This window comes from Nostoc sp. (assembly GCF_036917615.1).
Lineage (GTDB): Bacteria > Cyanobacteriota > Cyanobacteriia > Cyanobacteriales > Nostocaceae > Nostoc.
The window spans coordinates 16,132-29,337 of the sequence record NZ_JBALCZ010000060.1; the positions used below are offsets into that span (position 1 = coordinate 16,132).

Annotated in this window: 10 protein-coding genes and 3 pseudogenes; 8 read left to right on the plus strand and 5 right to left on the minus strand. The window is 41.1% G+C overall.

Annotation, left to right across the window (positions count from 1 at the left end):
• Window positions 1–23: 23 nt before the first annotated feature.
• Window positions 24–950, minus strand: coding sequence for a phosphodiester glycosidase family protein (locus tag V7K85_RS20510; protein ID WP_334816015.1), 927 nt, complete (start codon window positions 948–950; stop codon window positions 24–26).
• Between the two features lie 83 nt (window positions 951–1,033).
• Window positions 1,034–2,305 carry a DUF4912 domain-containing protein gene (locus V7K85_RS20515; RefSeq protein ID WP_334816017.1) on the minus strand — a complete coding sequence of 424 codons (1,272 nt, stop codon included), beginning with the start codon at window positions 2,303–2,305 and terminating at the stop codon, window positions 1,034–1,036.
• A 679-nt stretch (window positions 2,306–2,984) separates the two neighbouring features.
• Here V7K85_RS20515 and V7K85_RS20520 point away from each other — a divergent pair.
• The 3 genes and pseudogenes from V7K85_RS20520 to V7K85_RS20530 form a co-directional block, all read left to right on the plus strand.
• Window positions 2,985–3,215, plus strand: a pseudogene (locus tag V7K85_RS20520) (response regulator); the annotation flags it as partial.
• A 271-nt stretch (window positions 3,216–3,486) separates the two neighbouring features.
• Window positions 3,487–3,870, plus strand: coding sequence for a nuclear transport factor 2 family protein (locus V7K85_RS20525; protein WP_334816019.1), 384 nt, complete (start codon window positions 3,487–3,489; stop codon window positions 3,868–3,870).
• Between the two features lie 110 nt (window positions 3,871–3,980).
• On the plus strand, window positions 3,981–4,823 hold the full coding sequence (locus tag V7K85_RS20530) for a tetratricopeptide repeat protein (protein ID WP_334816021.1): 843 nt from the start codon (window positions 3,981–3,983) through the stop codon (window positions 4,821–4,823).
• 299 nt (window positions 4,824–5,122) lie between these two features.
• Here V7K85_RS20530 and V7K85_RS20535 read toward each other — a convergent pair.
• Window positions 5,123–5,793 (minus strand): annotated as a pseudogene (locus V7K85_RS20535) (Uma2 family endonuclease).
• Between the two features lie 64 nt (window positions 5,794–5,857).
• Window positions 5,858–6,598 (minus strand): Uma2 family endonuclease, encoded by a 741-nt coding sequence (locus V7K85_RS20540; protein WP_334816023.1) that lies wholly within the window; start codon window positions 6,596–6,598, stop codon window positions 5,858–5,860.
• 126 nt (window positions 6,599–6,724) lie between these two features.
• Here V7K85_RS20540 and V7K85_RS20545 point away from each other — a divergent pair, with 126 nt between their 5' ends.
• From V7K85_RS20545 to urtD, 5 genes and pseudogenes are all read left to right on the plus strand, one after another.
• Window positions 6,725–7,891, plus strand: a complete 1,167-nt coding sequence (locus tag V7K85_RS20545) for an NAD(P)/FAD-dependent oxidoreductase (protein WP_334816025.1) — start codon at window positions 6,725–6,727, stop codon at window positions 7,889–7,891.
• A gap of 192 nt (window positions 7,892–8,083) precedes the next feature.
• Window positions 8,084–9,399, plus strand: a pseudogene (gene urtA, locus V7K85_RS20550) (urea ABC transporter substrate-binding protein).
• A gap of 167 nt (window positions 9,400–9,566) precedes the next feature.
• Window positions 9,567–10,727 (plus strand): ABC transporter permease subunit, encoded by a 1,161-nt coding sequence (locus tag V7K85_RS20555; RefSeq protein ID WP_334816027.1) that lies wholly within the window; start codon window positions 9,567–9,569, stop codon window positions 10,725–10,727.
• Between the two features lie 78 nt (window positions 10,728–10,805).
• The gene (gene urtC / locus V7K85_RS20560) at window positions 10,806–11,924 is read left to right on the plus strand and encodes an urea ABC transporter permease subunit UrtC (RefSeq protein ID WP_334816029.1); all 1,119 of its coding nucleotides are present in this window, start codon (window positions 10,806–10,808) and stop codon (window positions 11,922–11,924) included.
• Window positions 11,899–12,645: an urea ABC transporter ATP-binding protein UrtD gene (urtD, locus tag V7K85_RS20565; RefSeq protein WP_334816031.1), complete on the plus strand. Its 747-nt coding sequence runs from the start codon at window positions 11,899–11,901 to the stop codon at window positions 12,643–12,645. The genes urtC and urtD overlap by 26 nt, the downstream gene beginning before the upstream one ends.
• A 96-nt stretch (window positions 12,646–12,741) precedes the next feature.
• On the opposite strand, the gene V7K85_RS20570 is transcribed toward urtD, so the two are convergent.
• The gene (locus V7K85_RS20570) at window positions 12,742–13,176 is read right to left on the minus strand and encodes a Uma2 family endonuclease (protein ID WP_334816033.1); all 435 of its coding nucleotides are present in this window, start codon (window positions 13,174–13,176) and stop codon (window positions 12,742–12,744) included.
• Between the last annotated feature and the right edge of the window lie 30 nt (window positions 13,177–13,206).

The following is a 13,206-nucleotide window of genomic DNA, read 5'->3' on the forward strand; positions in this document are numbered from 1 at the left end:
TGACTGTGGTTAGCATAACTATTTTATTTTTTGTAAATCAAAAAAACTGAACCAATTGGCCCAAGATTTTCTACATAAGTTTTCTGGTTATAATATAATCCTGGAGACATACCTCCATCAAATAATATCCCTTCTTGAATCTTACCTAAACAATTATTGCTGGCAATGCTTTCCAGGACATTATCAAACATATCTGGCAGTAACTCTTGATTAACTTGAGATAATTCAATCTCTGAATTAGCTTTTAAGTCATTAACTAATAATATTACATAGCCTTGATTCGTGATAGCTGCCAGAGAGCGATTAGTAGCATTTTTACAGGCAAATTCTCCCAAATCTTCACAAATATCTTTAAACTTACCTTGACGATAGAATCTGCCATTACCGCCCACTAAATTGTAATTGAGAATATCGCTTTTTCTTCTGCCAGCTTGGATAGTAGCCTGTCGCTGGTTAGGTGTACCTCCTGATATCCCAAAGGAAGAACGTTTATTTTTAAATGCTCCTGAATACTCTATGCCACGAGAAACATTTAAGCCTTGTGGTTTATCATCAGTACCTATATAGTCAGCATTAATTGCGGCAATGGGTAGCTGTCCGTTTAATTTAGCATTCTCATCGGTAATGAGTTCATGAAACTGTTTTGGTACATAAACTCTACGCAGTTTGCCTCTAGCATCTTTCGCGTAGAGTTTATGAGATAGACCAACATTCACTTTGAAATCTAATTCTGCTGATTTGGGATTAAAAATAATTACATTGTTAATACCTCTTTGATTTTTTTCACCTTGATTATTAGTTTTAAAAAAATTAATACTGAACTTGGCATCTTTTCCCGGGCAAGTTTTAGATGCTTTTGGGACTGAATTTGCTTCAATCTCTTTACAACCTGATAATAAGCTTGCACCAATTATCAAGATAAATAACAAAAATAATTTTTTCGTATACATATAATGAAAAAAAACCGCTACAGAATTACTATAGCGGGGAATAATTTAAAATTTCAATCTGGAGTTAATCTAAGAGCCAAAACTTAAGGGAACCATTCTAAAACAGCTTCTTCTTTGGTGTTAGTATTTCGGGATGGTGTCTCACGATTGAATTTCATTTGAATTGACCGGGTTTGCTCACCATCAGCAGCTACAGCCAAAATCGGATAGTCAATTAAACCATCCTGGAAGGACATCTGGAAGCGGAATGTCCCATCTGGATTTAGCTTAATTGGACGATCGCCAATGGTTACGGTAGCATCGGGTTCGGTTGCACCGTAGACTATCAACTCAGCATCGGCAATTAACCAGAACTGGCGCGAACGCACTGGTACAGCGGAAGCCGAGAAGCCAACACCTGACATTCCTACACCGGAAGCTGTTAAGCCAGACACGGTGGGAACTGCCCACAGACCCACACCAGATGGGAAAATGTAGGAACTGATGGCTTGTTCGGGACGTGCTGAACCTGGTACTTGCTGCTGGGAGCCGAAGATAGAACCAGCAACCCGTTGTGATTCGGCAGATTCCGCTAAACCAAATATTTCGTCGTAGATAGGGTTGCCATTCACCGGATTACCAGCATTACCAGCATTACCATTGGCAGTAACTGCGATCTCCTTGGCAGGGGAAACCAGTTCGTACTGAGTCTGGCCACGCAAATCTTCTTCAAAGTTGACAGTGATGAAGACATCCTCTATCCAGTCAGAAGGATAAACAGGAGGAATGTGTACTTTAGCAGAACGAGCTAGTACCAACCAGCGACCATCAGCAGCACGATAGCCGATATCGATCACATAATCGCGATCGCTAACTGGAACTGGTAGATACCATTCTCTAGCTAGTTCATCAGCAGGATATTCTTGAATGCTGTGGGGGCTTTGGTATTCGATATCGATGTCGGTGACATCATAAATCCGTAGTGCAAGTTGTTGTCCCCCTTGTCGGCGGAGTTCCTCTTTGTGTTCATTCGGAATATCCCAGTAAGTGTAAGCCCACTGAGGATCGCGCGGTAAGAGTACAATCCGGCTTTCACCATAGCCAGAGGGCAAATCTGCGAGTCCTTCATCAACATCAGCCAAAGATCCACCTGTACGATCTTCCTGACCTAATTCAAACTTTGCTGCTTCCACGGTTTCCTGTGCCTCCAATGAACGAGATGGACTGAGCGAAGTTCTGCTGCGCTGGACTTCTTGTATTGATGTCAGCAGTTGTGATTTACGCATTCGGCTATAGCGAGAGATGCTATATTCGCTAGCAACTTTGCGTAGTTGGCGTAAAGTCATCTCCTCTAGTGGCGGGCGTTCTTTTGCCATTAATTTGGCCTCCAGTAGTTTAAGCGGTAAATGATTTCCCCTGGTTAAGGAATGCTATATAAAATGTCATCCACTCCAGATGAATTTCTTATTCCTGACTCCTGGTTTTGCCCAGTTTTTAAGTTTTTTAGTCTGTTTTTAAATTCAGGTCACTTCCTTGCAATTCCTTGTTATGCCAAAATCAGCATTTCTTTGGGATCGAAGGAGTTTTGTTTGTTAAGTCAATATTAACCACTAAGCATATGTAGGGATCAAGTGGTAACAACTAGGTTTTTTGGCTGTTTTACGAATTTATCAGCCCTTCTGGGATCAAATTGTCATGTTTTCATAACATTATTAGCTAGTTACATGTTGAGCGATGACCACAATATAAAATTTTCATGACATCTAGAGTTGCCCCACAGGCTTTTGATCCCCCCAACCCCTCTTAATAAGGGGGGAACTGGAATCAAAGTCCCTCTTAAAAAGGGGGATTTAGGAGGATCTAGAAAGTTTTGATAGTTACAATAGGACTTTTAAAACATCCTCTCAAGAGATAAGCTTCCTTTGGCTGAGGGGTACAAGCAGAATTAGAACAACAAAATATGCGATCGCAATGACCGTTTGGGGGCACACAATGGACTGGAACTTTTGCGCGAAGCAATTGCCAACGGCTGTTGTTCTCCGATAAGAACATTGAGATGAAATATCTCTTGTATTAACTGATATGGTCATGCCGTCTATGGATGGGATAACTACTATCCGCACCCTGCGAAAAATTAACCGAGATGTCAAAATCATTGCTGTCAGTGGACTGAGTTCGACTGATAAAGTTAATACAGCTTATGACATGGGTATCAAAGCCTTTTTATCCAAGCCTTATACAGCTAGCCAATTATTGGAAACTATTAGCACAGTCAAAAAGAGTTAGGAGTTGGGCATTGGGCATTGGGAATTACTAATTTATTTGTCAAATTTGAGAGTTATATAGCGGTTCTCAATTGCATGGGATACAGACCTAAAAAGAACAGCCCCTTCCCTTGTAGCGTTGGGGAGTAAGCCTCAAAGCCTCTCTTCTTTTAGGAGAGAGGAATGGAAGTGAGGTCAGACTGTAATGCATCCAAACGATAACCGCTATAATTTAGTAACTCATAACTCCTGACTTATAACTCCTACTTCTAAGTTTTAATATTTGATTACCCATGACCAAGGATGAAGTCTTAGCGGCTAATGCAGCTTTTTACCGAGCTTTTGAAAGAAAAGATATTGAGACAATGAGTACAGTATGGTCACAAGGAACTGGTAGTTTTTGTATTCATCCTGGAAGTAATATACTGCGAGGTTGGAAGGAAATTCGCACCTCTTGGGAGCAGATATTTAAAAACACAGCTTATATCGAAATAAATACAGATATAATTGCTACAGAATTAAGTGATAATATTGCCTATGTTGTGCTGAGAGAAAATGTGTTCCAAGTGGTAAGCGGGAGAAGACTTGAAGCACAATCAACAGCTACAAATATATTTCAGTTTCTTGGCGGTAAGTGGTATTTGGTTCATCATCACGGTAGTCCAATTTTGCGGTGAGGTGTGGGAGAGTGGGGGACACGGAGACAGGGGACACGGGGAATGCCAATGCCCCATAATTATCCCTCTTCTGTCGCTTTCCGGAATAAGCAGTGGGATAGGTTCTTGGCTTGTCTGGGGAATATCCGCCTGTACTACAAGACTTGAACTTTGTGCGAGATGCTTTTAGTTATAGCGTTCCTCACCCTGTACTGATATTTTTGCCAGATCATGCCCTAACACGTTTGGCAAAATATGCCCCAGATTTTTGGGCATGGAGAAAAAAAGTATTTTATTTTCAAACAATCCAGTCTACTCAAGAGTTGGCTATTGAAAAAACTATTCAGTCTGAGAGAATATTAGAAAGTTTAGATTTACCAGAAAGGCAAGAGCGGATTGATTTACTTGAACGCTTGCTAATGGAACAATCAACAGATCTACGTACCCGCATTAATATTTTGAAGGAGTTAGGGGTAGCTTATAGCAGTATTGGTGAGGTACAAAAAGCAGAAGATTTTTTGCTAAAAGCTTTGAAGCTGACTGAAGAAGATGAAAATTTAGCAGGAATCAAAGCCAGCGTTCTCCACGAACTGGGTTACACATATCATGATTTTGGAGAATGGGACAAAGCGATCGCACTCTACAATCAGTCTTTGGAAATAAATGAACGCATTGGTAATGTCCAAGGCAAAGCGGCGATGTTGCACCAGTTGGGAATAATCTACGCCAACAAAGGGGAAGTGGATGAAGCGATCGCACTCTACAATCAGTCTTTGGAAATATTTGAACGCATTGGTGATGTCCAAGGCAAAGCAATGACTCTGTGGTGGTTAGGACATTTGGCTGAACAGCAGGGTGAATACACTAAAGCGATATCCTATTTGCAACCAGCTTTAGAGATTTTGCAGCGATTGAAGTCACCGGATGCTGAAAGTGTGAGTGCAAGTCTTGATAGGGTAATTCGTAATTCGTAATTCGTAATTACAGCACGGAAAGATTTTTTGTCTCATGCAGAGGCGCAAAGAAGAACGCGAGAGTGTTTTATAAATAAATGAAAATTACTGTAATGAGTATTTGATACTCGCGGACGAGTATTTGATACTCGTGAATGAGTCTTTGATACTCGCGGACGAGTCTTTGATACTCGCGGATGAGTCTTTTATACTCGTGAATGAGTCTTTTATACTCGTGAATGAGTCTTTATAGCAATTTAGGTGAGAGAATCAGGATCTACACCGAGCGATGTCTAACGACAAGCCGCTACGCGTCTAAGCTACCGTTGCGCTAGCAATTGGGCACGTTGTTGGGCTTGCTTGGCTTGCTGGATTTTTTGTTGAGCTTGTTTTACCTGTTCTTCTGGTGTTAAAAACCGTTCACCTTGCTCGTTATACCAATACAACCACTCGCGCGCAATACCTAGATAAGTTCCCGGTTCTATGCCAATCGCTAAACCTATCTCTGGCAACCAAACGCGATCGCTATCATGTAATTCATAAGCATTATTAACTAATTTGTAAACTTATAAACATGGCTTGTGACAACGAAATGGGTTGTAAACTACGTAATACAAAAACCCCAATCTTGCATACTCTGCTTTTTTGGTAGAGTACTCACCGCGATATATCTGAGATACCACCTCAAGTACTAATATTGGTAGTTTTTTTCTTCCAAAAGCACATAACTGGAGCGGAGATTTTCATCATAAAATCGCTTAACGCCCAGACTCAGAAATCCATCTGGGACTATCGCTGGTAAATTGGGGTCATAATAAATCCCCATATTTACACCAATAAACCAATCCATGCGGTCTTCCCAAGCCATAGCTAATGTAGTTTTGAGTAAACCAGGAATTGATTTTTTTAATTGATTATCTACTGGAGTATCTTCAGAGTCAGGTAGTTCTTTTGAAGAGGGCAAACGAGCTGATGGATCGTAATTTACCATGATAGATTTACCGTTTTTCAGTTATTAGTGCATCTTTATTTTATAAATGAATTTTGATAGCAATTTAAATGATAGAATCAGGATCTATGCCGAGCGATTGCAAGCGTTCTCGTAATAATTGGATTTCTTGCTGTGCTTGTTGAGCTTTTTGTTCTGCTTGTTGAGCTTTTTGTTCTGCTTGCTGAGCTTCTTGTTGAGCAAGTTTTTTGTCTTCTTCTGGTGTTAAAAACCGTTGTCCTTGTTGGTTATACCAATACATCCATTCCCGTGGTATACCTAGATAAGTTCCTCGTTCGATGCCAATTCCTAAACCTATTTCTGGCAACCAAACTGGATTACCATCATGTAATTCATAAACATTGTTAACTAATTTGTAAACTTCTAAACGTGGCTTGCGGCGACGAAATGGGTTGTAAACTACATAATACAAAATTTCCAATCTTGCATACTCTGCTTTTTTGGTCGAGTACTCACCACGGTATGTTTTAGATACCACCTCCAACACTAATATCGGTAATTTCTTCTCTTCCCAAAGCACATAACTGGGGCGGAGGTCTTCATCATAAAATCGCTCTACGCCCAGACTCAAAAACCCATCTGGGACTATTGCTGGAAAATCTGGGTCATAATAAATACCCATATCTACGCCAAAAAACCAATCCATGCGTTCTGCCCAAGCGATCGCCAGGAGCGCTTTGAGTAAACCGGGAATCAAATCTTGTAACTCATTATCCACAGGGGTATCATCAGAGTCTGGTAGTTCATCAGATGAGGGGAAACAAGCTAATGGATCGTAATTTAGCATGATGGGTTTACTGTTTTTCGGTGATTAGTACATCTTTATTTTATAAATGAATTTTGATAGCAATTTAAATGAGAGAATCTGGATCTACACCAAGCGATAGACTCTTTAGTAATTCGTAATTTGTATATGAAAAACTACGATTGGATTGTGGTTGGTGGTGGAATTGCGGGTGCTGCACTCGCCTATGAATTAGTAAAAACAGGTTTTGCTGTACTTTTGTTGGAGCAATACAGCACACCAGAGAATGCAACTCGCTATAGTTATGGTGGGCTTGCCTATTGGTCGGGTACTACAACATTAACTCGGCAATTGTGCGAAGATGCGATGTCTACGACTGGCTACGCCTACGGGCGTTACCATATCCTATCTCAAGAGTTAGAAGCTGATATCCAATTTCGGGAATTAGATTTATTACTAACTATTTCAGCCGCCAGTGACCCAGAAGCAACTGCTGCATCATATAATCATTGTGCCATTCCACCCCGTTTACTGAGTGTCCAAGAAGCTTGTGAGTTGGAACCACTGCTAAATCGAGAGGCGATATCTGGGGCTTTAACTGTCAAACACGGTCATATTCACCCACAAAAAACAGCACAAGCTTACATCCAAGCTTTTGAGCGGGCTGGGGGTGAAATGCAGATTAGCCAAGTATTGCAAATATTGCAAAACGGTGTAAAAACAACTACTGCAACTTTCCACAGTGCTAAGGTTGTCATTTGTGCGGGTGGACTGAGCCGCCAGCTTCTAAAATCTGCTGGTATTCCCATCAAGCTGTATTTTACCCACGCAGAAATAATTGAAACCCCACCTGTGGATGTACAGTTACGCACCTTAGTTATGCCAGCTAATGTGCAACGGTTTCAACTAGAAGCTGAATCTACTCAAGTTGATGAATTGTGGAATCAACTCGGTAATGAGCCAGTACCGCCAATTTTAGATGCGGGTGCGATTCAGATGCAAGATGGTAGCTTCCGTATCGGTCAAATTAGCCGCGTTCTCACAGATCCTCATGCCAAGGTAGACTCAGAGGCGAGTGAAAAGTGGCTGCGAAAAAGTGTTGGTGAAGTTTTGCCAGTTTTGGAGAATTTACCAGGAACTTGGCATCATTGCTTGGTGGCATTTAGTAGCAACACACTCCCTTTAATTGGTACTCTTCCCAGATTTGAGAGCGTTCATCTATTCTCTGGGTTTAGCAATCCTTTGGTGATTATACCACCCTTAGCGAAGCGCTTTGCTAACTTTGCTGCTGGCAAGGAAGATGAAATTATTACCCAGCTATCTCTTCACAGCTAATAGTAATTTCATAATATTAAGCTTAACAAAGATTAACATTACAAATTTATTTTTTTATTACAAAAACAAACATTTTGTATAATAAGTCACTTTTTACTAGTAAAATATCGCACTATTATCACACTTTAAAGTTTGATACTGTCAGCTTTTTATTAAGTTAGTTGATTCATCAAAAGGAAAATTCATAAAGATATGAGAAGACAATTTAACCGACGCAAGTTTTTAATCTACGGTTCTCTAACTTTTGGAAGCAGCTTTTTTTTGAAAGCTTGCGCGAATAATTCCCCAACTGCTACAGGAGTCCAGCAACACCTCCTACTGCTTCCCCAGCGGCTGCTACTGTTGGTGACACAATCAAAGTAGGTATCTTGCACTCTCTGAGTGGCACAATGGCTATTAGTGAAAAAAGCGTTGTCGATGCTGAAAAATTAGCAATCAAAGAAATTAACGCTGCTGGTGGTATTTTAGGTAAACAAATTGAAGCAATTACTGAAGATGGTGCTTCTAACTGGGATACTTTTAGGGAAAAGGCAACCAAGCTAATTGATCAAGATAAAGTCAGTGTAGTTTTTGGTTGTTGGACTTCTGCTAGCCGCAAGAATGTGAAACCAGTATTTGAGAGCAAAAACCATATGCTCTGGTATCCTGTGCAGTACGAAGGTCAAGAGTGTTCTAAAAATATTTTCTACACTGGCGCTGCGCCAAATCAACAAATCGAACCATCTGTTGATTGGCTGTTGAAAAATAAAGGCAAAGAATTTTTCTTAGTTGGCTCAGACTACGTTTTCCCCCGTACAGCTAACACAATTATTAAGGCTCAACTAGAAGCTTTAGGTGGTAAAACAGTTGGCGAAGATTATTTACCGCTGGGTAACGCAGAAGTTACACCGATTATCACTAAAATTAAGCAAGCTTTGCCTAATGGAGGTGTAATTTACAATACTCTGAATGGTGATAGCAACGTTGCTTTCTTCAAACAATTGAAAGGAGCTGGATTGACACCAGAAAGATATCCTTCCATGTCTGTCAGTATTGCCGAAGAAGAAGTTAAAGCAATTGGTGTAGAGTATCTCAAAGGTCACTACGCTGCTTGGAACTATTTCCAAACAGTAGACACACCTGCTAATAAGAAGTTCGTCGCAGCTTTTAAGAAAGAGTACGGTGAAAATCGGGTGACAAATGACCCAATGGAAGCAGCATACATTGCAGTTTATTTGTGGAAGCAAGCTGTAGAAAAAGCTGGTGCTACAGACATAGCTAAAGTAAGTGCTGCGGCGTATGGTCAAACTCTAGATGCACCTGAAGGTAAAGTGACAATGGATGCTAATCATCACATATCCAAAATTGTGCGAATTGGTCAAGTAAGGCTAGATGGTTTGTTTGATATTGTCTATGCTACTCCGACAGCAGTTGAGCCAGTTCCTTGGAATCAATTTGTCAAAGAAACTAAGGGATTTGCTTGTGATTGGACTGACCCTGCTAAGGGTGGTAAGTACAAGAAAGTCTAAATTTGTGAAATTCTCGTTTCCAGGTCTAAGAAGGAAATGCGCCAGATTGCGGTGCCACTTCTATAGGAGGCGGCAGCCCTCTCAATAGGCATTCCCAGTCTGAGACTGGGAACGAGGCTAAAGAGGCTAATAATGGCTAGCTAGAAGCTGATATGTAGGACAAAAAAGTGTTAGCAGGTTTTTTAGAAGCTGTATTTAATGGTATTAGTATTGGCGCTGTCTTATTAATTGCTGCGTTGGGACTGGCGATTATATTTGGATTGATGGGCGTCATCAATATGGCGCATGGTGAATTGATGATGTTTGGCGCTTACACAACATTTGTTGTCCAAAATGCCTGTAAGCAATTGGGCGGGGTGTGGTTTGAAGTTTACATATTTTTGGCTTTGATTATTGCTTTTATGTTCACGGCTGCTGTGGGATTAATTCTAGAAAGAGGCGTGATTCGTTATCTCTATGGACGCCCTTTAGAAACTCTACTAGCAACTTGGGGAGTAAGTTTGATTTTTCAGCAGTTTGTCCGCAGTGTGAATTGGGTATTGATAATTAGCATAGCTATATTTTCTCTGTTGTTTTTTGGAGGTTTATGGATTTTAAATTCCCGCACAAATTTAGGAAGAGTTCGTAACTGGGTTGTGGCGGTGATATTTTTATTATCCCTGGGGGTGACAATAACAACGGGCAATTTATTGAGTCAAACTTATCAGATGGGAGTGACTCAACCTTGGTTTGGCGCTCAAAATGTGGATGTAACTGCGCCTACCTGGTTACAAGTGGGGATATCTTTGGCTGGTGTGCAATTACCCTTTGCCAGGTTATTTATTATTGCTTTAACGATAATTTGTGTGGCGGGAATTTATTTGTTTTTACAACGTTCTAGCTGGGGTTTAAGGATTCGGGCTGTGACGCAAAATCGGAGTATGAGCGCTTGTTTAGGTATCCCAACTCAAAAAGTTGATGCGATTACTTTTGCACTGGGTTCTGGTTTAGCTGGTGTGGCTGGATGTGCGATTAGTTTGCTCGGTTCTGTAGGGCCAAATACGGGACAAAACTATATTATTGATACTTTTATGGTTGTTGTCGTTGGGGGTGTGGGCAATTTAGCAGGTACTATTGTGGCAGCTTTGGCTATTGGTACAGCTAATTTTTTAATTGGTTCTGGGACTTTGGCTGTGTTGTTGACTCCTGTGAAGCCTTTGGCTGATTTGTTTACTTTTTTTGCGACGACGAGTATGGCTAAGGTGATGGTATTTGCACTGATTATTGTGTTTTTACAGTGGAAGCCTGGAGGGATTTTTCCGCAAAAGGGACGTACTGTTGATGTTTAAACCGCAGAGGCGCAGTGAACCATGCAGGAGGGTTTCCCTCCACAGGCGACTGGTGAACCCGAAGGGAGGACGCAGAGAATGAGAAGGAAGGGAGGGGGATTATTAATTGAGGTGGGGGTAGTGGTTGCGATCGCACTCTTGCTGATAATTATTATGCCAGTGGTACTTTCGGAGTTTCGTCTGAATTTGTTGGGGCGATTTTTGTCGCTGGCGATTGTGGCTTTAGGTATTGATTTGATTTGGGGTTATACTGGTTTACTAAGTTTGGGACATGGTATTTTCTTCGGTTTGGGTGGATATGCGATCGCAATGTACCTGAAACTCCAAGTTCCCACTGGTGAGTTACCTGATTTCATGGGACTTTATGGCGTCACCGAACTTCCAGGGTTTTGGAAACCTTTTTATTCTTTTCCTTGGACAATAGCTTCTGTGGTACTAATTCCAGGGTTATTGGCGGGATTGTTGGGATATTTAGTATTTCGTAATCGCCTCAAGGGAGTTTATTTTTCTATCTTGACTCAAGCCGGAACTATTGTATTTTTCAACTTTTTTAACGGCCAACAACAACTTTTCAATGGTACGAATGGACTGATAGATTTTACAACTTTGTTTGGGACAACGGTCAGCGATGCGAAAACGCAATTTGTTTTCTACATCTTGACTGTAGTGTTTCTCGCAATTACCTACGGGATTTGTCGCTGGTTAACAAGTGGACGCTTTGGGAGATTGTTGATAGCTATTCGTGATGATGAAAGTCGGGTAAGATTTTCTAGCTACGACCCTACAGATTTTAAGGTGCTGGTGTTTGCAGTTTCAGGTGCGATCGCAGGCATCGCAGGAGCATTTTACACCATCCAGAGTGGTTCTGTCTCACCCAGAGCAATGGATATTGCCTTTTCGATTGAAATGGTGATTTGGGTGGCTGTAGGGGGACGCGCTACTTTAATTGGGGCGATTGTTGGAACTTTGTTAGTCAATTATGCCCGCACTTTTTTAAGTGAACAATTTGCTGAAATCTGGCTATTTTTCCAAGGCGCACTATTTTTGATAGTTGTCACAGTACTTCCTGACGGTATAGTGGGATGGTTACGTAGTCAGAATATTTCTCTTTTCAACCGTCGCCAACAAATTTCTACATATCCCACCTTGGAAGAAGACGCCGAAGTGCAACATGAACGCGAAAATATTGGAAACTGAAAACGTAACTGTTAGTTTTGACGGTTCTAAGGCGCTAAATCAGTTAAACTTTAGTATGGATGTGGGTGAGTTGCGGGTAGTAATTGGCCCCAATGGTGCAGGAAAAACAACATTTCTAGATGTGATTACGGGGAAAGTGCAACCAACCGTTGGGCGAGTTATCTTCAAAGGAAGAAACCTGCGTTCTTTACCTGAACATCAAATTGCGCGGTTAGGAATTGGGCGCAAGTTTCAAACACCCAGAATTTACCTTAACTTAACGCCCCGCGAAAATCTAGAAATTACTAGCAACCCCAATAAAAATGTATTTTCTACTTTGTTTGGGCGTTCTAATACTGCTGAAAAGAATAGTATTAAAGGATTATTAGAAACTATTGGTTTAACTCCTAAAGCAGACATCAGAGCAGGTTTACTTTCCCACGGAGAAAAGCAACGTTTAGAAATTGGTATGTTAGTAGCACAGTCACCTGACTTATTACTCGTTGATGAACCAGTTGCGGGTTTAACTGATGAAGAAACCTACAATATTGGCGAACTACTTTTAGCACTAGCGCAAAGTCATTCAATTTTAGTAATTGAACACGATATGGAATTTGTGCGTCAAATTGCCCGAAAAGTAACGGTATTACATGAAGGTTCGGTGCTGTGCGAAGGAAATTTTGAGGAAGTGCAAAATGACTCCCGTGTAATTGAAGTATATTTGGGACAACAGCAAGAATGAAAAGCTCAACCACACTTTTTATTTGCCTGGTAATTCTGGTCGCTTTGCGCTGTTAAACACCTGCTCTACTGTTAGCGCCCAATCAGCAATTACCACTTATTCCATGCAAGTTGCACCTGTAAATATCTTATCCTCATACTGTCCCTCCACCCACTGGCAAATCGTAATTTGTTGCATCTGTGGATCAACAATCCAATACTCCAATATTTCCCTAGCGGCATACTCCGTTCGCTTGTAGCGATAATCATGAACGCGGTTCGCCGTTCCCGGAGAAACAATTTCAATCACTAGCGCAGGCGGCGGCATATCACGGGTGAGGGTGGCACGAGGCGCATCAAGAAGGGCAGTATAAGATTCTTCTGTGTGAACCATTAAGTCAGGTAAACGACATCTCGCCCGTCGCCCCGCCACCTCAATTTCTGTATCCTTGTGAGCAACTAAATAAAAGGGGAAATGTTTTAGTAGTTCAACGAAAAAAAATCTTGCCAGATTGCTATTTTCCTGAACTACTATTAATAAACTATGTAGCACAAATGCCAGAGTTTTTGACTTTACGTGTTT

Excerpts from the sequence above, each read along its gene's own strand:
- V7K85_RS20510 (WP_334816015.1), bottom strand. The coding sequence starts at position 950 with ATGTATACGAAAAAATTATTTTTGTTATTTATCTTGATAATTGGTGCA.
- V7K85_RS20515 (WP_334816017.1), bottom strand. The coding sequence starts at position 2,305 with ATGGCAAAAGAACGCCCGCCACTAGAGGAGATGACTTTACGCCAACTA.
- V7K85_RS20525 (WP_334816019.1), top strand. The coding sequence starts at position 3,487 with ATGACCAAGGATGAAGTCTTAGCGGCTAATGCAGCTTTTTACCGAGCT.
- V7K85_RS20540 (WP_334816023.1), bottom strand. The coding sequence starts at position 6,598 with ATGCTAAATTACGATCCATTAGCTTGTTTCCCCTCATCTGATGAACTA.
- V7K85_RS20545 (WP_334816025.1), top strand. The coding sequence starts at position 6,725 with ATGAAAAACTACGATTGGATTGTGGTTGGTGGTGGAATTGCGGGTGCT.
- urtC (WP_334816029.1), top strand. The coding sequence starts at position 10,806 with ATGAGAAGGAAGGGAGGGGGATTATTAATTGAGGTGGGGGTAGTGGTT.
- urtD (WP_334816031.1), top strand. The coding sequence starts at position 11,899 with ATGAACGCGAAAATATTGGAAACTGAAAACGTAACTGTTAGTTTTGAC.